17 protein-coding genes are annotated in these 22,613 nt (G+C 36.5%); 12 read left to right on the forward strand and 5 right to left on the reverse strand.

Translation table 11 applies throughout. The features are described 5' to 3' along the window. Nucleotides 1–3: 3 nt before the first annotated feature. The 7 genes from HX004_RS13560 to HX004_RS13590 all read left to right on the forward strand — a co-directional run bounded on the left by HX004_RS13560 (nucleotide 4) and on the right by HX004_RS13590 (nucleotide 7,966). The gene (locus tag HX004_RS13560; protein ID WP_286443129.1) at nucleotides 4–1,323 is read left to right on the forward strand and encodes a DUF58 domain-containing protein; all 1,320 of its coding nucleotides are present in this window, start codon (nucleotides 4–6) and stop codon (nucleotides 1,321–1,323) included. A 3-nt stretch (nucleotides 1,324–1,326) separates the two neighbouring features. Beyond that, nucleotides 1,327–2,124, forward strand: a complete 798-nt coding sequence (locus HX004_RS13565; protein ID WP_286443130.1) for a TrmH family RNA methyltransferase — start codon at nucleotides 1,327–1,329, stop codon at nucleotides 2,122–2,124. 88 nt (nucleotides 2,125–2,212) lie between these two features. Then, a complete protein-coding gene (locus tag HX004_RS13570; RefSeq protein WP_286443131.1) occupies nucleotides 2,213–2,938 on the forward strand; it encodes an SDR family oxidoreductase in 726 nt (241 codons plus the stop codon). Nucleotides 2,939–3,105: 167 nt separating this feature from the next. Then, nucleotides 3,106–3,750: a hypothetical protein gene (locus HX004_RS13575; protein WP_286443132.1), complete on the forward strand. Its 645-nt coding sequence runs from the start codon at nucleotides 3,106–3,108 to the stop codon at nucleotides 3,748–3,750. 134 nt (nucleotides 3,751–3,884) lie between these two features. Continuing rightward, nucleotides 3,885–6,101, forward strand: coding sequence for a RelA/SpoT family protein (locus tag HX004_RS13580; protein WP_286443133.1), 2,217 nt, complete (start codon nucleotides 3,885–3,887; stop codon nucleotides 6,099–6,101). Nucleotides 6,102–6,201: 100 nt separating this feature from the next. After that, nucleotides 6,202–6,660: a Fur family transcriptional regulator gene (locus HX004_RS13585; RefSeq protein ID WP_002991826.1), complete on the forward strand. Its 459-nt coding sequence runs from the start codon at nucleotides 6,202–6,204 to the stop codon at nucleotides 6,658–6,660. A gap of 34 nt (nucleotides 6,661–6,694) precedes the next feature. Beyond that, on the forward strand, nucleotides 6,695–7,966 hold the full coding sequence (locus tag HX004_RS13590; RefSeq protein ID WP_286443134.1) for an adenylosuccinate synthase: 1,272 nt from the start codon (nucleotides 6,695–6,697) through the stop codon (nucleotides 7,964–7,966). A 46-nt stretch (nucleotides 7,967–8,012) separates the two neighbouring features. Here HX004_RS13590 and HX004_RS13595 read toward each other — a convergent pair whose 3' ends face one another. After that, nucleotides 8,013–9,317, reverse strand: a complete 1,305-nt coding sequence (locus tag HX004_RS13595) for a T6SS phospholipase effector Tle1-like catalytic domain-containing protein (protein WP_286443135.1) — start codon at nucleotides 9,315–9,317, stop codon at nucleotides 8,013–8,015. Between the two features lie 775 nt (nucleotides 9,318–10,092). Between HX004_RS13595 and HX004_RS13600 the strand changes: the two genes are divergently transcribed. The 5 genes from HX004_RS13600 (at nucleotide 10,093) to HX004_RS13620 (ending at nucleotide 17,204) form a co-directional block, all read left to right on the forward strand. After that, nucleotides 10,093–11,742: an OstA-like protein gene (locus tag HX004_RS13600; protein ID WP_286443137.1), complete on the forward strand. Its 1,650-nt coding sequence runs from the start codon at nucleotides 10,093–10,095 to the stop codon at nucleotides 11,740–11,742. Nucleotide 11,743: 1 nt separating this feature from the next. Then, nucleotides 11,744–12,937, forward strand: a complete 1,194-nt coding sequence (locus HX004_RS13605; RefSeq protein WP_286443139.1) for an aspartate aminotransferase family protein — start codon at nucleotides 11,744–11,746, stop codon at nucleotides 12,935–12,937. 29 nt (nucleotides 12,938–12,966) lie between these two features. Beyond that, a complete protein-coding gene (locus tag HX004_RS13610; RefSeq protein ID WP_286443140.1) occupies nucleotides 12,967–14,364 on the forward strand; it encodes a tetratricopeptide repeat protein in 1,398 nt (465 codons plus the stop codon). Nucleotides 14,365–14,416: 52 nt separating this feature from the next. Then, the gene (locus tag HX004_RS13615; protein WP_286443142.1) at nucleotides 14,417–15,172 is read left to right on the forward strand and encodes a shikimate dehydrogenase family protein; all 756 of its coding nucleotides are present in this window, start codon (nucleotides 14,417–14,419) and stop codon (nucleotides 15,170–15,172) included. Nucleotides 15,173–15,308: 136 nt separating this feature from the next. After that, the gene (locus HX004_RS13620) at nucleotides 15,309–17,204 is read left to right on the forward strand and encodes a DUF349 domain-containing protein (RefSeq protein ID WP_286443144.1); all 1,896 of its coding nucleotides are present in this window, start codon (nucleotides 15,309–15,311) and stop codon (nucleotides 17,202–17,204) included. Nucleotides 17,205–17,678: 474 nt separating this feature from the next. On the opposite strand, the gene HX004_RS13625 is transcribed toward HX004_RS13620, so the two are convergent. From HX004_RS13625 to HX004_RS13640, 4 genes are all read right to left on the reverse strand, one after another. Next, nucleotides 17,679–18,935: a hypothetical protein gene (locus HX004_RS13625; RefSeq protein WP_286443146.1), complete on the reverse strand. Its 1,257-nt coding sequence runs from the start codon at nucleotides 18,933–18,935 to the stop codon at nucleotides 17,679–17,681. Between the two features lie 170 nt (nucleotides 18,936–19,105). Beyond that, nucleotides 19,106–20,131: a YncE family protein gene (locus HX004_RS13630; RefSeq protein WP_286443148.1), complete on the reverse strand. Its 1,026-nt coding sequence runs from the start codon at nucleotides 20,129–20,131 to the stop codon at nucleotides 19,106–19,108. Nucleotides 20,132–20,133: 2 nt separating this feature from the next. Next, nucleotides 20,134–21,324, reverse strand: a complete 1,191-nt coding sequence (locus HX004_RS13635; RefSeq protein WP_286443149.1) for an alpha/beta hydrolase — start codon at nucleotides 21,322–21,324, stop codon at nucleotides 20,134–20,136. Nucleotides 21,325–21,328: 4 nt separating this feature from the next. Continuing rightward, nucleotides 21,329–22,612 carry a DUF4374 domain-containing protein gene (locus tag HX004_RS13640; RefSeq protein ID WP_286443151.1) on the reverse strand — a complete coding sequence of 428 codons (1,284 nt, stop codon included), beginning with the start codon at nucleotides 22,610–22,612 and terminating at the stop codon, nucleotides 21,329–21,331. Nucleotide 22,613 lies beyond the last annotated feature (1 nt).

Here is a 22,613-nt window from a genome sequence, read left to right on the forward strand (position 1 = left end):
CTAATGAAAAACCTTTTTCTACTTCCACGCGTCTATATAGGATTCGGTATTCTTATCGTACTGTTTATCCTATCTTTCCTATTCCCTGTTTTATTTACCATAACATGGGGACTTGCTGGCGTGGGGTTTATGCTCCTTCTTACGGATTATCTCGTGTTATTTCGCGGTAAGGATAAATTGATTGCACAGCGTTATTTACCCGAAAAATTGTCCAATGGAGATGACAATCCCATTGAGATTCAACTGACCAATAACTACAATTTTTCTGTTAACTGTCAAATCATTGATGAAATTCCCTTTCAATTTCAACAACGCGACTTCTTGTTAGAGCAACCACTGCAAATAGCTCAAACCAAGCGATTAACCTATGTAGTATCGCCTAAATTTAGAGGGGAATATCACTTTGGAAAGCTCAATGTTTACGTCAATTCGCCCTTACAATTAGTAGCAAAACGCTATATTTTTTCTGAAGGTCAGATGTTGCCGTGTTATCCATCTTTCATTCAAATGAGGAAATACGATTTGATTGCCTTTGCCAAAAATAAATACGCTTTTGGATTAAAGAAATTGAGAAAAATAGGAAATACGACTGAATTTGAACAAATCAAAGAATACGTTTCGGGTGATGATATACGCACCATTAATTGGAAGGCAACGGCCAAGAAAAACGAACTCATGGTCAATCAATTCCTCGATGAAAATACAGAAACCGTTTATTCGATTATCGATAAAGGTCGATTAATGCAAATGCCTTTTGAAGGAATGTCTTTACTCAATTATGCCATTAACTCTACCCTGGCTATTTCAAACGTTGTTTTAAAGAAAAACGACCGTGCAGGAATGCTCTCTTTTTCAAAGAAAGTAGAAAATATCGTTGCAGCATCAAATAAACGCACACATTTACAAAAGATTATCAGCAGTTTATACAACTTGGAAACTAATTTTAGTGAAAGCGATTTTGGCCACCTATACAGCGCAGTGAAACAAAGTATTACGCATCGCAGTTTATTGTTGCTGTACACAAATTTTGAATCCCTTTCCAGTTTAGAACGACAATTACCCTATTTACGTGCTATGGCAAAGAGTCACGTCTTGGTGGTTATCTTCTTTGAGAATACAGAGCTCAAAGCCCTTACAGAAAAGAAGATTAAAAATACAGATGAAATTATAGACAAAATTGTTGCAGAAAAATTTAACTTTGAAAAGCGTTTAATCGCCAATGAATTGACCAAATACGGCATACAGAGTATTCTGACTACTCCGCAAAATCTATCCATTGAAACGATTAATATGTACCTAAAAATCAAGGCAAAAGGTTTCTAAATTATGATTACAAAAAAAATAGAAAGCACACAAAATCCCCTAATAAAAAATATTCTTCAACTACAAGAGAAAGCGAGGACGCGAAAGAAAGAGGGCTTATTTATCATTGAAGGACTGAGAGAATTAGAACTTGCTCAAGCAGGTGGCTACCAATTGGACACTTTATTATTTTGTCCAGCTATTGTATCTTTCGAGTCTTTAAAATCCTTTATCAATCAACAGATACAGTGTATTGAGATTACCAAAGACGTCTACCAAAAATTGGCCTATCGCGATTCTACAGAGGGAGTTTTGGCTTTAGCAAAGACCAAAACACATGCCTTAGAACACTTAGAATTACCAGAAAACCCTATTATTCTAGTAGCGGAAGCTACAGAGAAGCCAGGAAATATTGGCGCTATGTTACGCACAGCTGATGCAGCTCATATTGATGCGGTCATCATTGCTAATCCGCGAACAGACTTATACAATCCCAATATCATACGCTCTAGTGTGGGTTGTTTATTCACCAATCAAATTGCCGTAGCCACCACAGAGGAAGCCATTGCCTTTTTAAAAGCACGTGGCATTCACACTTATGCAGCTACTTTACAAAATTCATGTAGTTATCACACCCAAGATTACACTGCACCTACTGCTTTTGTTGTAGGAACTGAAGCAACGGGATTAACCCAAGCATGGCGCGAAAGCAGTACACAGAATATTATTATACCAATGAGTGGTACGATTGACTCGATGAATGTCTCTGTTGCAGCTTCTATTTTGCTTTATGAAGCAAAAAGACAACGCAACTTTAGCTAAGAACGCGAGTACCCCTAACCTACCCGAAAAAAACGTATGCTTTGAATCAAGTGTTTTATTGCTTATCTTGCCTATAAAACACATTATGATGAAAAAGAATTTAATTGTTATTACGGGGGCTAGTTCTGGTTTTGGGCTTGAATTAGCAAAAGCCTTTGCTCAGGATGGATATCCCCTGCTACTTTTAGCGCGTAGAATCGAAAAAATGGAAGCCCTTAATCTTCCCAATACCCTTTGTAGAAAAGTCGATGTTACTGATAAACAAGCTTTTGAGGTGGCCGTTCGAGAAGCAGAATCCCAATACGGTAAAACGGATTTATTGATCAACAATGCAGGTATTATGTTATTGGGTGACTTGGCAATACAAGATACAGCAGAGTGGAAGAAAATGCTCGATGTCAATGTACTTGGTGTTATGAATGGTATGCAAATTGTCATGAATGACATGAAAGCAAGACAGCACGGAACCATTATTAACATCTCTTCAATGGCTGGTGTCATGCCTTTTGGCAATCACGCCGCTTATTGCGCTAGTAAATACGCTGTGAGAGGAGTTACACAAACCGCTCGTTTGGAGTTAAGTCCACACAATGTTCGCGTTATTGTCGTTGAACCTGGAGCAGTTGAAACTGAATTATTGAGTCATACCACAACACCTGAAATTATTGAAAATTACGAAAATTGGAAGCAATCCGTAGGTGCAGTTAATATTACGGCTGCTGACGTAGCTAAAACCATTAAGTTTACCTATGAGCTTCCTCAATCTGTATTAATTAGAGAATTGTTAATTTCCGATACAAAACAAGATGCTTAAATATACTTCTGAAAGAAATGTAAGTAGTTCCTAACAATAAAGCAATCAAGTTGACGTTTTTAGTTAATAGAATTAAAATGTTAATCTCGCATTACAACAAGTATATTTTATTTATATTTGATTTTTATTAATTTTTCCTTAACAAAAACTAAAACAGACGAAGCGCTATGAAAAGAAGCAACAGATTCTTTAACTTATTCACCCTTACTTTACTTCTTTCTTTTACTCAAGCAGCCCTGGCTCAATTTAAGCCAAAATACAATTACGAAGAGCGTTTACACTACAACTATCCTTGGAAAGTAAACGTTCAAATGAGTATGCTTAACAATAATTTTAGTTGGGATGATCCCACAAATTTTGACGAATTAAAAGCGGCTACTTTACCTAAATTATCCGTAGAATACTATGCCGGGAAAAACATCAGTTTTAAACTAGGTGTATTGTCTAGTGAAGTAAAGACCAATGATATTGTTAATGGACAAGTGGCACACGATAAATTTAACGTTTTTGCTGTTGATGCGACTATGGTGTACAGCCTAGGAGGTTTGTTTAACATTCCCATTGTTGATCCTTATCTTGAAACAGGATTGGGTTATACAAAATTCAACAAAGATGACAAAGCGATGTTCAACTTTGGTGGAGGAGTAAACATCTGGTTATCAGACACTGGATTATTCAAAACAGGACAATTCAACCGTGATTTATTTATCAATCGCTTTGGATTAAACCTTGAAGTTTTAGGCAAAAAGAACCTAAGTGGAGGACCAGGAAACAATGTTCAAATTAACGGAGGGGTATTCTTTGTATTCTAAACTACAAAAATAAATTGGCGATTCCGAAAGCCATAGAAAAAAACAACAAGTAGGGGTGTATTGCGATACACCCCTACTTGCATATACAGGCTTTTTTTCTTACATTTAGTATATCTTTATCGATTAATAGTAGTATGACAGAAGCAGAAATTGAATTAGAAAATAAGGCAATAGCAAAAGAGTACAAGGAGTTACTGAAAATCAGTTATCAAACCTTATCTGATGCAGATAAAAAATTAATTAGAAAGGCGTTTGACGTTGCCGTTGATGCACATAAAGATCAACGCAGAAAATCTGGGGAAGCCTATATTTTTCACCCTATCGCCGTTGCAAAAATTGTCGCTTCTGAAATTGGATTAGGTGCAACCTCAATCGCAGCAGCTTTAATGCACGACGTGGTCGAAGATACGGATATTACCGTGGAACAAATTGAAGAGTGGTTTAATCCCAAAATTGCTAAGATTGTAGAGGGATTAACGAAAATGGCTATGTTAGAGCCTGATTCCCATATCTCCATGCAAGCGGAAAACTACCGTAAAATGTTGCTGACCTTAAATGACGACGTTCGCGTAATCCTTATTAAAATTGCCGATCGCTTACACAATATGCAAACCATGGAGAGCATGGTAGATTACAAACAGGCAAAAATCGCCTCAGAAACACTGTATATCTACGCACCACTCGCCCATCGTTTAGGATTGTTTAACATCAAAACAAAACTAGAAGACTTAGGCCTAAAATACACCGAACCTGAAGTGTATAGAGACATTGTACTCAAAATGAAGGAAACCAAAGAAGAGCAAGAAGCTTATATCAAATCGGTTTCTGATATCTTGACACAATCCCTTGATGAAGAACGCATTCAGTATTCGATGAAAGGTCGACCGAAATCCATTTATTCGATTCGACGCAAAATGAAGGCACAAAATGTGACCTTTGATGAAGTATACGATAAATTTGCATTGCGCATTATTTATAAATCAACCCCGCACGAAGAAAAATTCATTGCGTGGAAAATTTATTCTATCGTGACAGATCACTTCCGTCCTAGCCCTAGTCGTTTAAGAGATTGGATTTCATCTCCTAAATCAACGGGATATGAAGCCTTACACATCACCGTTATGGGACCTAAAGGACGCTGGGTTGAAATACAAATCCGAAGTGAACGCATGGACGAAATTGCCGAACAAGGTTATGCGGCACATTACAAATACAAACAAGGAGTTACGGAAGAAAACAGTTTGGATTTGTGGCTAAACCAATTGAAAGAGGCTCTTGAAAACGCAGAAACCAATGCCGTTGATTTCGTTGAAGACTTTAAATTAAGTCTCTATGCAAAAGAGATTTACGTCTTTACCCCTAAAGGAGAGATTAAATCTCTTCCAAAAGGAGCTACTGCTTTAGATTTTGCTTTTGCCATTCACTCGGAGATTGGTTTAAAAACAAGAGGAACCCGTGTTAATGGGCGTCTTGTTCCACTAAACCATATCTTATCTAGTGGAGATCAAGTGGAGATTATAACTTCAGAAAATAAAAAACCCAATGTCAATTGGCTGGATTATGTGACGACTAGTAGAGCTCGCAATAAAATCAAAAGCTCTTTAAACGAGAATACCAAAAAAATTGCAGATGAAGGAAAAGAACAGTTACAACGAAAGCTAAAACACTTAAAAATTAATCTAGACGAAACAACAGTTAATGAGATGGTGAATCATTTCAAACTCAAAACAAGTCAAGATTTATTTTATCGCGTTGGTGCGGGTTTAATTGACAATGCTCAGTTAAAAGAATATGCATCCAAACGCAACAATACACTCTTTAACTTTTTCAAGAAAAGCATTAAGAGAACACCTTCTACTCCAATTGTTCAAGAAACCGAAGATAAAAAAGCACTGGATTTACTTGTGTTTGGAAAAGATAAAGAGAAATTGGATTACAAATTAGCGACTTGTTGCAATCCAATTCCAGGAGACGATGTTTTTGGATTTGTCACCATTAACGAAGGAATAAAAGTACACAAAACCGATTGCCCTAATGCAATTAGTATGCGTTCAAATTACGCTTACCGCATTATGCAAGCCCATTGGGTAGCTTCTTCAACTTCGTTGAATTTCGAGGCGACCATTAATATTACTGGATTAGATTCCGCAGGTTTAACCACGGAAATTACCAAGATTATTATGGAGAGTAAAGCTGTAAACATTCGCAGTATCGCCTTGAGTGAAAATGCAGGTTTATTTAAAGGATCGATTACGGTTATCGTTCCAAACAACGATATTCTGAAAAAGATGATCACCAATATTAAGAAAATCGAAGGAGTAGATAAAGTCACTCGTGTAAACACCAATTAAACACAGTACACCTGTCTGTATTTAATTTAAAAAAGATAATCAATCAATTAATTTTCTCACAAGAGAAATTACAACTATATTTGCATTTTAGTATTTAGTTATGGGAAGCGAGAATAATCAAGAAATAGTAAAAAACGTTTTTACGAAATTTTTAGAAGAAAGAGGTCATCGAAAAACGCCTGAACGATACGCTATTTTACAAGAAATTTACGATAGTGAGGAGCATTTTGATATTGAGTCTTTGTACATCAAAATGAAGAATAAAAACTATCGAGTTAGTAGAGCAACGCTGTACAATACTATTGAAATTTTATTAGAGTGTGGTTTAGTTCGAAGACATCAATTTGGACAAAACCAAGCGCATTACGAGAAGTCGTATTTCGACAAACAACACGATCACATCATCCTAACTGACACAGGAGAAGTGATTGAGTTCTGTGATCCTCGTATTCAAACAATTAAAAAAACAATAGAAGATATTTTTAATATTGAGATTCACAATCACTCGTTGTATTTCTATGGAAATAGAAAGACGAATGAAGAAGAGTCTGAATCCTAACACAACTAATTTAAAACTTTAACAACACAAAAGAATGGCAGTAGATTTACTACTTGGCTTGCAGTGGGGTGATGAAGGTAAGGGAAAAATTGTGGATGTCCTTACTTCAAAATACGACATTATTGCACGCTTTCAAGGTGGACCAAATGCAGGACACACCTTAGAATTTGACGGAATTAAACACGTTCTTCGCACAATTCCTTCTGGTATTTTTCATAAAGATTCAATCAACATCATCGGAAACGGTGTGGTAATTGACCCTGTTGTTTTCATGAAAGAAATTGAAGGTTTAGCGCAATTCAACATCGATTTTGTTAATCGTTTGTTGATTTCTAGAAAAGCGCATTTAATTCTTCCTACGCACCGTTTACTTGATGCTGCTTCTGAAGCTGCAAAAGGAAAAGCAAAAATCGGTTCTACATTAAAGGGAATCGGTCCTACGTATATGGACAAAACCGGTAGAAACGGTCTTCGTGTTGGTGATATTGAATTAGAGGATTTCGAGCAAAGATATCGCGCATTAGCAGATAAGCATGAATCAATGATTAAATTCCACGATGTGGACATGCAATACAATTTAGCTGAATTAGAGGAAGAATTCTTCCAAGCAGTTAAAGAATTACAAAAATTAACTTTCATTGATAGCGAGGAGTACTTGAATCGCGCATTGAAAGATGGTAAAACAATCTTAGCTGAAGGAGCACAAGGATCGTTATTGGATATTGACTTCGGAACCTATCCTTTTGTAACGTCTTCAAATACTACAGCAGCTGGTGCTTGTACTGGTTTAGGAATTGCTCCTAATCGCGTACAAGAAGTATTTGGTATTTTCAAAGCGTATACTACACGCGTTGGAAGCGGACCATTCCCAACAGAATTACACGACGAAGTAGGCGCTACTATGGCTTCTGTAGGACGTGAATTTGGTTCTGTTACTGGTCGTGCTAGAAGATGTGGATGGTTAGATTTAGTTGCTTTAAAATATGCTGTAGAAGTAAATGGTGTTACTGAACTTTACATGATGAAAGCAGACGTTTTATCTGGTTTCGAAACATTAAAAGTTTGTACGAAATACTCTTACAAAGGAGAAACAATCAACTACCTTCCATATAATATCGAACCTGAAAACGTAGAGCCTATTTACGAAGATATCAAAGGTTGGAACGCTGACTTAACAGGCATGACGTCTTATGAACAACTGCCTATCGAATTAAAAGAGTACATTCAATTCATTGAAAACTACCTTGAAATTCCAGTAAAAGTTGTTTCTGTTGGTCCTGATAGAAAACAAACCATTGTAAAATAACAAAAATCCCACTTCATATGAAGTGGGATTTTTTTATCCTCTTTTATTAAGATCTGCCATAGTGAACTTCTCTAAACCACTGCGGGTTAGCAGGGGCATTGACAAAAAACGAAGGCAAACCAAAAGCAGATAAGATAAAATTCACATCATACTCTTCGTCATTAAGAGACGGATTAGCCGTTTTAATCTCTTGAATCTCATTCTCCAAAAGCTCTGGATCAAAAGTGTTTAACCAATTGTTAACTCCTGTTCCTTCTTTTCCAAAATTAGCTGAAATATGGGTAAAATCAGTTAGAACACTGTAATTGTAACAAGGTCCTTTAAGGGGCACATTGGAATTTACGTACGTTATAATATCATCGCGTAGTTGCAAAAGATGCTCATCTTCGACGGACGATTCATGCATAAATACCGTAGAATTAAAATACGTATTTACAACAGAGACCATTACTTCCAAATAAGTAAAAGCTAATTCTATTTTTACACGTGGACGTTCAGACACCAAATTAAATAGTGTTGTATACGGTTTAATGAATACATTAGAGCCCATAAGCGACTCCCAAATTGGCTGAAAAATAGAGCACGATAAGTTGTCTTTTACTGTTGTTTTAATAATGGATAAACTAGAAGCTAAATACACTTCTTCGGCTCTAATTTCATTTAAATATACATTTTCTACATCGGAGACATAACCGCCCCCTAGATCTGCATGTGCCCCTGGAACATAGATTTCCTTTACTTTAGCGGTATAGTGGTTTTCTAACCTCACAAAGGCGCCTAAATCTTCTGTACTCAGAATACTCGTCAAAGAAAAGTAGTAACGACATTCATTCATGGCACACAGATGCAAGATTTGATCTATTCGCTCCAACTCACTATCGTTAAAATGAATGGACACAGTTAGAGTAAAAAGCGAAACAACCGTATCCATAATACCTAAATAGGCAATCTTAACCTGAGAATCAGCTAAAATCCTTTTGGCGAAATCACGTGCCAAGGTAGCTCCACGGCTAAAACCAAAAATTAAGAACTCCAAAGTCACCCCCGGATTTTTCTCTCTCATCTCCTTAAAATAATCCATTCCCTTGTTGAGCTTATCTGTATATGAATATCCAGAATATCCTATAGGATTGTTGCCTGTTCCTTTAGCATAAATAGAATCATCTTTGTTGTCTAAGGTTCCCACTCCTTCGACATAGAAACGATCACTAATTTGACAAGCATCAAACAACTTCGCTATATTGGTTTTGTTTCCGTATTTGATGGGATCGCTTCCCGAATTTGTTTTATTGTTTCCAGTGCCGTCAAAAAACACGGCTATTCTCAAGGTACTTTCTTGTATTGCTTTCATAATAATTAAATTTAATTGGTGATTCATTAGAGGCAATAGCTCGTATCGTAGTAAGTACATCTAAAACCCAACCCTTCTTTCTAGTTCACCTACACTAAGGGAGAAGAAATCAGCAAGAGTCTAATTATCTTAGGTATTCAAACAAAAGAATTGATATGGGTTATCTAGGCTTGACGCCTATATACAGATTAAAACAGTAGGGCTAAATTTAAGAGTGAATAGAAAGGAAAACTTCCCTTTTATCTATCAACAAGTAAAAACTATAGTATCGCATATGGATTGAAATGGAGTTATAAGCCTGCAGTCTTTACCTCCGTTCCTCTATCTCCTATTTCATTCATCTTTAGCAAGAAATAAAACAGGACGTAGTATTCAAAAATAAACAGTTTGTACTTAAATAGGGGCTCAAAGTAATTCCGTTATACTTCTTTTGGAAGTTCCCCATATGCTTTTGTCATTCGTCTTCGTTAAGTTTACGCGTAACACCTATAATTCAACAAAATATTCAATAAAATCAAACAAAAACACTATTTTTTTCGATCTATTCATTACCAGCATACTGCTTGTGTACCTAAACAAATTTCGTACCAAGAATTTTGTAAACCTAAAAATTGACTTGCATGAAGAAAAGCTTTAAAAAAAGAGACCAACCCCTACAATCTTAACCCTTAACTGACACGCTACAACCCATCACGCTGTAGGGATAACCCATAATTTCTTCTTAAGTCAAATTAAACTTCGCATATTTTGTTTAAATTTGAAAAAAAATATAGACTTGAGAACATTATATTTCTTTATCCTATTTACGTTAATTAGCATTCCTAGTTTTAGTCAAGATAAAAATAAGATTATCATTCATCACGCGGATCTATCAGATCGCAACCAAACAGAGTTGCCCGATGCGACCTTATTAAGAGGAAATATCACGGCAGAGCACAATGGAATCATCCTCAATTGCAACAAAGCCTATTACTTTGAAAAAGAGAACTACATCAAACTTTTGGGTGATGTGCGAATGAATCAAGGGGATACCCTATTCTTAGACAGTAAATACGCGGAATACAATGCAATCAACGGTTTTGCTTATGCAGAGGGAAATGTCATTGTACGTTCTCCTGACTCAACCTTAGAAACAGATACCTTGCGCTTTAATCGCAATGAAAACTTAATTTACTACAATACACCGGGAACCATTGTAAACAAGGGAAATGTATTAAAAAGTAAATCTGGAAAATACTTGTTAACAGAAAAGAAGTTTCAATTCTTCACTGCTGTTACGATTACCACCACACAAGGAACAATTGTTAAATCCAACCATTTGGACTTTTATGAAGTACCAGAGCATGCTTATGTATTTGGTCCGTCAACAATTACCAACAAAGAAGATTATATCTATACCGAAAACGGCTATTACGACGTGAAACACGACTTGGGTAAGATGGTCAAGAATTCCTATATCTGGTATGATAAACGCAAGATAGAAGGCGATTCCATTTACTATAACAAGCTCAATGAATTTGCATCTGCTACCAATCATGTGCGCATTACAGACACCCTCAACAAATCAAGAATAACGGGGCATTATGCAGAACTTTACAAGTTAAAAGACTCCATGTTTGTCACGCAAAAGGCTTTGGTTAGCATGCTTACAGAAGAAGGAGATTCCGTTTGGTTTCACGCCAAGCGCATTGTACTGACTGGACCAGAAAAAGACCGTATTATTCGCGGGTATCACGATGCTCGAATCTTTCGAGATAGTATGAGTGGAAAAGCCGATTCGATCCACTCGAGTGAAAAACTGGGATTAACTCAAATGATTGGACGTCCTGTTTTGTGGAATGGCGATAGCCAAGTGACAGGTGAAGTAATGCATCTACTCAGCAATTTACAGACCAATCAAATGGATTCTCTTAAAGTGCTCAACAATGCTTTTATCATTGAAAAAGATACGATAGGCACAGGATACAACCAAGTGAAGGGGGTCAATCTCTACGGCAAGTTTGTAGATAACAAGCTCAGTGAACTGGATTTGGTTAAAAATGCGGAGATGATTTACTATGCCTACAATGAAAAGAATGAATTTATCGGTATAGACAAAGGAATTTGTAGCCATATTAACGTTGGTTTTAGTGAAAATGAGATTAGCAGTGTAACACTATTCGTCTCTCCAGAAAGTCAACTCTATCCCGATAATATGTTACCAGAAAATGCGAGATTCTTGAAGGATTTCCTTTGGCGGGGCGAGGAAAAAATCAACACGCTAGCTGAGATTTTCAGTGAGGAAGAAATTCAGGATGAAGTAGATAAAAAAGAAGAACGAGAACAAAAACAAAAAGAGGCAGATGACCCGATAGAAGTTCAGAAAGAAACTTTAAATCCAGGAGCTGAACCTCAACCAACAAAAGATAAAAAAGCCTCTAAATAAAATGAAAGAAGATTTTTTTAAATACCAAGCACAGACTTCACCTAATCCCTTAGCGATGGAAATTTCCCATGCAAAAGGGTCTTATATATACGATAAAAACGGAAAAGCATACTTAGACTTCGTAGCGGGGGTTTCGGCTTGTACTTTGGGACATCAGCATCCAAAAGTAAACAACGCGATCAAAGATCAGCTAGATAAATATTCTCATGTCATGGTTTATGGCGAATACATCCAAGACCCTGCAGTAGAATTCTGTAAGATTTTAGCAGAGAACATTCCTGCTCCGTTGAATAAAACCTATTTGGTAAATTCAGGAACCGAAGCAACAGAAGGAGCCTTAAAATTAGCCAAACGCGTCACAGGAAGAAGTCAATTGATTTCGTGTTTCAATGCCTACCACGGCAATACGATGGGTTCTATGAGTGTTATGGGATTTGAAGAGCGCAAGAGAGCTTTTCGTCCCCTCCTACCCGATGTTGATTTTATTCATTTCAACAACGTAGAAGACTTAGAAAAAATCACGACACGTACCGCAGGTATTATTCTAGAGACTATCCAAGGAGGTGCTGGTTTCGTAGAACCTTTTGATGGTTTCTTTACCAAAGTGAGAAAGCGTTGTGACGAAGTGGGTGCCTTGATGATTGTCGACGAGATTCAACCGGGATTTGGTCGTACAGGAACCTTGTTTGGCTTCCAAAATTACGACGTTGTACCCGACGTTATCGTAATGGGAAAAGGAATGGCTGGAGGAATGCCTTGTGGCGCTTTTACAGCGAGTGATGCTCACATGGACTTGCTATATGACAACCCTAAATTTGGTCATATTACAACCTTTGGAGGACATCCTGTGATTGCTGCAGCTAGTTTAGCTACCTTAAAAGAGCTTGTAGAAACTGACCTTATGGAACAAGTACTAGAAAAAGAAAAACTCTTCAGACGTTTACTTGTTCACCCTTTGATTACAGAAATCAGAGGAAGAGGATTAATGATTGCTCCAATGACACCGAGCAGTGAGATTACTAACCGCGTTATCTTAAAATGTCAAGAAAAAGGACTAATTTTGTTCTGGCTTCTATTCGAAGGAAAAGCAATTCGCATCACCCCACCACTTACTGTTAGCGAAACAGAAATAAAAGAAGGTTGTGCCATGATTTTAGAAGCTTTAGATGAAGTTCAAAAAGAGTTAGGATTATAACTTTTTCATTAACGCACTAATAAAAAGCAATGGATTTCAATAAAAACGAAGAAGAAGAAAACAACTTATCACTTGCTCGTTTTGAGTCAATGCTCAAAACGAATAAAATTTTGTTTTTTGATTCGGAAGAGTTTGAGAATATCATACTTCATTACCTAGATTCAGGTAAGATTAACTTGGCCAAGAAAGCATTAAAATTAGCTTTGGACCAACATCCTACTTCCATAGGCTTAAAGCTTGTTGAAGTTGAAATATTAATTTTTCAAAATAAATTAGAAGCAGCCGATCGTCTGCTTGATGAAATAGAACAAGTAGAACCAAACAACGACGAGGTTTACATCCATAGAGCGAGTATATACTCAAAAAAAGGAAATCACTTAGAGGCTATCAAGGCCTTAGAAAAAGCGTTGACTATTACCGAAGACTTAGCAGATATCTATTCCCTTCTGGGCATGGAATATTTGTTTATTGACGAAATTGAAAAAGCCAAGCAAAGCTTTATTTTGTGTTTAGAAAACGACGATGAAGATCAATCAACCTTATATAATATTATTTACTGTTTTGATTTCTTAAATGAAAACGAAGCTGCTATTTCGTATTTAAATTCGTTCATTGATAAGAATCCATATAGCGAGATTGCATGGCATCAATTGGGAAGACAATATTACGCCCAAAAGAATTACGAAAAAGCCGTTTGGGCCTTCAACTATGCTACACTAATTGACGAACAGTTTTTGGGAGCTTATCTCGAAAAAGGAAAATCATTAGAAAAGTTACAACAATACCAAGAGGCTATTGATAATTATATGATTACGCTTGAGCTGGATGCTCCTTCTTCTTATGTATTATTGCGCATTGGTATTTGTTATGAAGCCTTGAATAACTTCCCTTTAGCGATTCAATACTACAAAAAAACAGTACACGAAGATCCGATGTTGGACAAAGGTTGGATTGCTTTAACCGATATCTACATCAAAGAAAGTCAATTTGACAAAGCTTTAGTTACCCTACAAAAGGCCATTAATATTGATGAACTCAATGAGCGTTATTGGATCAGATACGCGGTATTAAATCGCAATTTGTTGCAATTTAAAGAAGCAGAAATTGGCTATCGCAAAGCAACTGAACTTGGAGAATACATCCTTGATTATTGGATGGACTGGGCGGATATCCTCTATCTTTTAGAAGAATATGACAACGCCATTGATAAGTTATTGCAAATTGAAGAAACTCATCCACATGCAGTAGAGATTTACTACCGCTTAGCCGTTTATCACTTCGCTTCTCACCAAAATGAAGAAGCTCTAGTTTGGCTGAAAAAAGGATTTGCTTCAGATTTTGAAAAAGTGTCTATCATTGAATCATTATTTCCTGCACAATGGGAGAACGCCTTATTACAACAAGCCATTAAAAATCACACCCCATAAAACAATAGCTATTCAACATAATGAATAGCTATTTCACTTTAATACCCATGCTATGATTAAGAAACAATACGGATTAATTGGGAAAGATATTGCTTATTCATTTTCTCAAAATTACTTTACCGAGAAATTTAAAAAACTGCAGCTAACAGATAGTCTTTACAGCAACTTTGATTTAAGCAAAATTAGTGAATTTAACGACATCTTAGAGCGTTTTGACAATCTGAAGGGACTCAATGTCACTATTCCATATAAACAAGCGATTATCCCCTATTTAGACAGTTTGTCTACAAAGGCAGCAACTATTGGAGCAGTGAATACCATTCGCATCACGAAAAAAAACAGACTTAAAGGGTATAATACCGACTGGTATGGCTTCTATCATTCCCTCAAACCATTATTAAAAAAGCAGCATACCCATGCATTGATTTTAGGGACAGGAGGAGCGAGTAAAGCCATTGAATATGTTTTAACGAAATTGGGGATCAAATATAAATTTGTCAGTCGAACGAAACAAGACAATGAATTGACGTATGAAGAGTTAACGCAGGCGATTCTAACCAAATACACCTTGATTATCAATACAACACCTTTAGGAACATATCCTCGAGTAGAGGAAAAGCCAAATATTCCATATGAATACCTAACTGCGCAACATTTGGTCTATGATTTAATCTACAATCCAGAGAAAACGGCTTTTTTGCGCTTAGCTGAGGCACAACAAGCCACCATTAAAAACGGGCATGAAATGCTAGTCCTACAAGCAGAGAAAGCATATAAAATATGGTCTAAGCGATTTCAACAAGATTAAACGGACAAAACAAGATTATTTATCGCGTATTAATCGTATTATTTCCTTTTACTTTAGATATTTTTTATTAAATTTGAGAATATTAGAAATATCCTAAGCAAGGATTATTGTTGTTAATTATAAGATTTTTATACCTATGTTAGAACAAAAGAATGAAAACCTGCACGAGCTAGCAGATGGACAAAATCCGGAATCAAATACGCCAAATTCTGCAGATCTTGCTGAAAGAGAGAAAGCTCTAGATTCCATTATTGCATCAAATGCCGAAGAAGGCGAAGACAATGATGTACATGAAAAAAATGACATCACAATCCTTGACTACGAGAAGCTAGATTTGGAACAGCTTGCTACGGAGTTGCAAAAGCTTACGCAAGGCTATAAAATCACAAACATCAAAGATTTAGTAGAAGATATCAAAAAAGAATTCTACAGAAAATACAGTGATTTAATAGACGAAAAAAGAGAAACCTTCTTAGAGGAGAATCCCGATGCAAATGCTAGTGATTTTGAATACAACCTCCCAATAAAAGCCACTTTCGATGCGTTTTACAATGAATTTAAGACGAAGAAAAATTCGTATTATAAAGAATTGCAAAACAACTTAACGTCGAATTTAAACAAACGTCTAAATATTATTGATCGCATTAAAGATCTTGTAGACGCTAGTGAAAATAAAGTCGATGCGCTTAAGCTATTAGGTGATTTAAGAGACGAATGGAAAAATGCAGGAGCGATTCCAAAAGATAAATACAATCATGTTTGGAATAACTATCACTTCCATATAGAGCGTTTTTACGATCAACTACACTTAGACAGAGAATCCAGAGATTTAGATTTTAAATACAATTTAGATCAAAAACAAAAGATAATTACACGTGCGGAAGAGTTACTACAAGAAGATGATGTAATCAAAGCCTTCAGAGAACTGCAAACGCTACACCGCATTTGGAGAGAAGAAATTGGTCCAGTTGATCGCGAAATCAGAGAAGAAATCTGGGAACGATTCAGTGACTTAACTAAACAATTACACGATAAACGCGAATCCTTATTTGAGAATTTACGCGAAGGCGAAAAAGAAAACTTGGGATTAAAAGTTCAAGTGATTAGCCAAATCGATATACTGTCTAGACAAGAGATTACTTCTCATAGTCAATGGCAAAAAGAGATTAAAAAAGTAGAAGATTTACGCAATCACTTCTTCTCTATTGGCAAAGTGCCTCAAGAGAATAATGAAGAAGTATGGAACTTGTTCAAATTGGCTACAAGAAACTTCAATGCCAACAAGAATAAATTCTATAAAGATTTAAAGAAAGTTCAACAGAAGAACTATAACGATAAGCTGGCTTTAATTGAAAAGGCTTTAAAATACAAGGATAGCGAAGAATACGATAAAGTAACGCCTATCATGAAGCAAATTCAAGAGGATTGGAAAAAAATTGGACACGTACCAAGAAAATATTCTGATCAGTTGTGGAAAGACTTCAAAGATGCTTGTAATTACTACTTCGATCGCCTGCATACTGTTAGAAATAGCGAGAACCAAGAAGGCAATGAAAACTACAACAAGAAAAAAGAATTCTTAGAGGAGTTGAAGTCTTTCAATTTAATTGGTGAGCATAAGGCAGACTTAGATGCGATTAAGGAAAAAATAAATACCTGGAAAAGCATCGGAAATGTACCACACAACAAGCGTTTTATTGAGGGTAAATTCAATAAAATCTTGGATGTATTGTTCGATAAATTAAGTCTAAGCAAAAGAGAGGCTGAAGCCATGAAGTTCTCAAATAAATTAGATGATTTATTAGAATCAAATGACAAACGCAAATTACAGCAAGAAGCTATCTTCATTCAACGCAAGATTGAGGAAATTACAAGTGGAATTCTACAATTAGAAAATAACTTAGCTTATGTTTCTAATGCTACAAAAGATAATCCACTAGTGAAGGAAGTGAATAAAAACATTGAAAAATACAGAGATGAGTTGAAAATCTGGCAAGATAAATTACAACAAATTAGAAATCTCGATGCATAATAAGAAAGCTGGTTTTATACCAGCTTTTTTTTTGTTGGTTGGTTGTTGGTTGAGAATTGAGGTGGTGAAATCGGAACGCAGTGGAGATTCATCGAACACCAAAACAAAACATAAACCTAATGAGATACTATAAACTAGGTGAGATAGTTGGTGTGGTGGTGAGGGAACCTCTTTATCTCATTGGTTTATTTGCCTTTTTGTTTTTTTGTGTAGATTTTCAATATTTAGAAATTTCACCTCTATCTTCTTTCCAATTATTATGCAGGATAATGGGCAAATTACCATTTGCCCCTACATATTCCTCTATCCTCTATCCTCTTTATCTCACCTCTTTTATATTTATTTTGGTAGTCGCTTTAAAAAAGTTATTTCATATTATTAGGCACATGGCCATTTGCCCCTACATATTCCTCTATCCTCTTTCCTCTTTATCTCACCTCTTTTATATTTATTTTGGTAGTCGCTTTAAAAAAGTTATTTCATGTTATTAGGCACATGGCCATGTGCCCCTACATCTATCCGATTTCCTCTCTCTACCTTGCGATTTCCAATCAAAAAACAAACCACACTTACCGGTAAAAAAACAGAAAACCAAAACAATAACTGCAATATACTATAGGCATCAAGCCAAGGTACCTGCAAAAATTGTTGAATCCCCTGTATCCCCAATAAACCTTCTGTCAATATAAATCCAAGTACGAGGCATATACATCCTATTTTCGTCCAGATGGTTAAGAGTATTTTTCCTTTTTGAATGAGCAACCACAAGCCTAGAGCCGTAAAAATCCCCAACATATTCAGATGAATGAATCCGACAATCCATCCTCTAAGTCCTTTTAACGCTACGGCAAAAGGTTCTACTAATGTTAGCAATTGGAGTACTAAACGGATACCGATACAACTGATTGCTAGGAAGAATAATAGATTCTCCCAAATGGAAGTTGTTGATTTATCTTTTGCATTTTTCAACAACGGCTGAATAAGCTTATACAAAGCTATCGCTTGTAGCACCACCCCTACACCATTGACGTAATATAAGCTGGGAGCGGAAACATACCAACTGATAGGTAGGGCGTACGTTAACACGATAGAAACAATCCATAAGACATATCCTTTTTTAAATGCTTGTTGTGGTATAGAAGCGGAAAAGGAATATGGATACAATAAGGCAATAAAGGCCGTAAAAAACCATCCATCAAATTGAAAATGCAGAAAAAACTGAATACACAATTGAAAGAAAGCACTAACCTTGCCCATCATACCAATAGCAGGTCCCAAACACCACACACCAAGTGTAGAAAGCACCATAAAAAACAAGGCTGTTTTCATCCAAAGTTGTTGTTGTTGATTTCCCTCTCTTCCCCTACGCCATAGGCGATAAACAAACAAATAAGAACAAATTATATGCAGCGTTGAAAAGAAGATGGAAGGTGCTGCATATCCCTGAAAAGGAAAAGTCACCGCCATTCCGATTACAGTCCCTTCTGTCATCCAAAACAAACGACGATAAAACCGATGTTCTTTTGGCGTGTCTACTGCAAATTGATCGACCAATAGTACATAAACGAGTAAATACAACCATCCCAATAGCGCTACATGAGAATGTCCATGTAAAACATATAAAAACGTAAAACCGTCGAAAGGAAATACATAAGCAGCTCTCAACAGCAAGCCTAATAAAGCAGCAATTAATAAGTTGATAAATGGAATATAATAATAGATGGTTTTCATCGATAGTAACTAAAAGTAATACCTACTAAGGTAAGATTCTTCTGTTTGAAGTAAAAGTTTTCTAGGGGTTTTCTGCTCAACGATATGAACTAAAACTTTATAAATCATTCCATAAAAAAAGAGACTGCAATCACAGTCTCTTTTCACAACTTAAAATCTAACGTTTCAACTTACAATTGGATTTTACTCACAATATCACCCTTGGTATCCACTTGAGGTTCTTTTCCTTCCTCTTTAGGCATACGTTTTGTTTTATTCGTTACATAGGCTGTTCCTGTTTTCACATTAACTGCTACTGTATTGGGATGAGATCCCGTTTCTAATTCTGTTACAACCTCGTATGATTTACCATCAACAATAGCTGTTTTACCACTTTCTCTATTGGCTAACACAATTTTATTTACTGTAGGAGCGTATTTAACACCCAAAGACCCACCTTTGAATTTCACTACTTTTAAAAGTTCACCTGAATCAGCATGTAAAATCGTTAATCCCGTAGAAGAATTAGTAACAAACAATCTTCTTCCTACCTCATCAAGAGCCACATTAATAGGACTCTCTCCTCCAGAAGCGAATTTCTTCACTACTTTTTTGGTTTTCGGATCGATAATCGCTACTTCATTTGTTCCCATATTTGTAGCGTATAATTGGTTTGTTTTCGCATCAAACGCCAAACCAGCTGTAAAAACACCTGTATTTTCAATATAGCCTTCTAGTGTATCATTATTTCCATTGATGATCCAGATTCTCCCTTCTTCTTGTGTATCTGAAGCATAAATGGTATTCGTACGTTCATCTATAGCGATTTCTCTATTGTGACCTTTTTCATGTGTGCCGGTAATTACCTTTACCTCCCCTGTTTTCAAGTTTACTACCGTCATCGCATTGGTAATGGTATTGGTTCCGTACAACTTTTGTGTTTTTTCGTTGACCGCAATTCCAAATACAGGATTTCCTTGTACATTGATTTCACTTTCTACAGCTAATGTATTGCCATTCAACTTGTAGATAATACCTTCTTTATTTTTGAAATCAACTACAGAAGCCACGTAAACTCCATTATCACCGCTATTGTAAGTCAATTCATATAACCCTTTTCCAACGGCCTGACTCTTATCTATTGTTTGTGCAAAAGTTGTTGTTGACAGTGCCAAGAAACAAGCTCCCACTAAAGTAATTTGTTTTGTGTATTTCATAATTATTTGATATTAAATTGATTATCTAATTCTATCATCCAAGAGAATGCTTGTTGCCAATACCAGGCTCCGTGTTTTCCCATGGGATTTATTTTTACTTGGTTGTGCAATTGAAAACGCTCTTCCATTTGTTGAACAAGGTTCAGAACATCTTGATCCATATGAACCACTTCTCCACCTCCAATTTTTCGATTTTCTCTCCCACCTGCATAAAAGAAGTACTGCTGTTGCTGTAGCAATTGAATTTGTTCAGGTGTAAATCCGTCCATATAGGCTTGTAGTTGTTGATCTTGCCAAAGTGAAGGAGAAAAAACACCTACTTTACCAAATACTTCGGGATAAGTTAGTCCCGCATACAATGAAATCAATCCTCCTAAAGAACCTCCAGCAATCCCTGTACTTTCTTTATCTTTTCGCGTTCGATAATTGGCATCGATATAGGGTTTTAGCGTATGAACGATAAAAGACAAGTATTGTTTCCCTTCTGCCATTGGTGTTTGACTCGTAGGGAAAAAGGCATATTCTCTTTCTCTTCTATTCTTCTCATATTCATGATCAATTCCCACAATTATATAATGGTCTCCCAATCGTTCAAGGGTTTCATCTATTCCCCATTCAACAGGACCTAATCTACCTTCTGAAGTGGCTTCGTCAAACAAATCTTGTCCGTCATGCATATACCAAACAGGATAAGCTTGTTGAGACATTTTATAATTTCGAGGAAGATAAATGCGAATTGCACGCGTTCGGTTTAGCTCAGGCATAATAAAATTCTCCAACACAATAAGACCTTCTGGTGCCGTTGAGACTGGATACTGGTCTCTCCAAGCATAAATGGTCTCTTGAAGTATTTCATCTTGTTCAATCACTTGGTCGTGTAAGTTGATTAATCGTCCCTTTGGAGAACATTCTAGCGTTTGCCAAGAACCGCGCGTAAATTTATATTCCAATACTCCTTGCGGAATATCGTTTAATTGAATATAATATTCACCTATGCGTTCTGAATTAGGTGTTAACTTATAACGTTCATCTTTGGGGTTCCATGTATTGAAATTCCCTGTTATATATATTGCCTCCTGAGTCTGAGCTTGTTTCTCTAAACGAAGGTTGATTTCTATGGTATATCTCTTTTGAGCCTGTACATTCATCGCTATCATTCCTACTAGTATTATGACTAATACTCTTATCTTCATTCTTTTACTTTCTATTCACTTTAAATAATCCCTGTGGTTTACCTCCTTTTCCGATGGCAATTGATGGTTTAGCAGTCAATAAATCAGCAGATAATTCATAAAATCCCAACTTAGTCTCACTCACCACGCGAATAAAACGTTTATCGTCAATTTTAGAAACCCCCAAAGCAGCAGCTGGAGTTTCTACTAAGGTCACTCCTTCAATAGCAATCGGTGTAACCGTTTTAGTTTGAATATCGATGAGCACGTATTTCCATATAGGCGTTAAATTAATCGACTGTGGATCAGCTAAGGTCACCTCATTTACTAGGGTAATAATTTTTCCTTTTTCCACAAAAATTGTTGAGAATTTTCCCGAAGCAACCTGACTAAATAGAGTATTAAAGTCTAATTCCCAAGAGGAATCCACCTCATTTGCGCCATTTTTAATTCGCGCTATTTTCGATTGATCTCCCAGACCACCTGTTTTGACTCCTTGGGTAATCAAGTATAAATCTCTATTCTCATCAAAATAATACAGGGGATTCTCATCTACAAAAGCAATATTCCCTGTATTTCTCACAGCCGTATGTGCCAGCCAATTCCCTGTTTTCAAATCAATCACCGCTAAGTGAACATCAGGAGCTACTCCATCAAACATTCCCCCTTGGGCTCCTTGATTCTTACCAAAGGTGATATCCGCGTATAATTTATCACCATTTACTGCTAGAAAATGTTGACCAATTGCGCGAAAATTTACTCCTGTCAGTTGTAAGTCTGCTTCTATTTGTTGAATTTGGGCTGTATAATCCCCCAATTGTCCCTTCTTGGTCATGGTAATGGGATCAAAAATCTGAATTGCCGTAGGAGTAGCTCCTTCAAAATAATATCCCGTTTGATTGTCATTCGTCAGGGTAAAGTTTCCTGAACCCGCAATTTTAGGTTCAACAGCAATTGATTTTGTCGTATAAAATCCCTTCTCATCAAAAACAAATTGCCCTAAACTTCTGGCATTATTATCGTCAAACATGCGATACACGCGATCTCCGTATTGGCGATAGCCTCCCATTCCACCCGCAGCCGTCGTATTTCCGGTTGCATTGTCAAGAGTTCCGGTTGGGAGCGCGGCATAGCTTTTGAGGAATCCATTCTTAATTGGTCCCTTTCCTTCAGCTAAGGTCATCACAAAATATTGAGCTTCCTTATCGGATGGTGGGTAAGGGGGTTCAGGGGTAGGTGTAGTATCATCTGACGAACATCCCGTCAAAACTAAAGGCAAGATAAAAGCCAAGGATAATATTCGTTTCATT

The organism is Myroides sp. 1354, from assembly GCF_030324495.1.
Taxonomy (GTDB): Bacteria; Bacteroidota; Bacteroidia; order Flavobacteriales; family Flavobacteriaceae; genus Flavobacterium.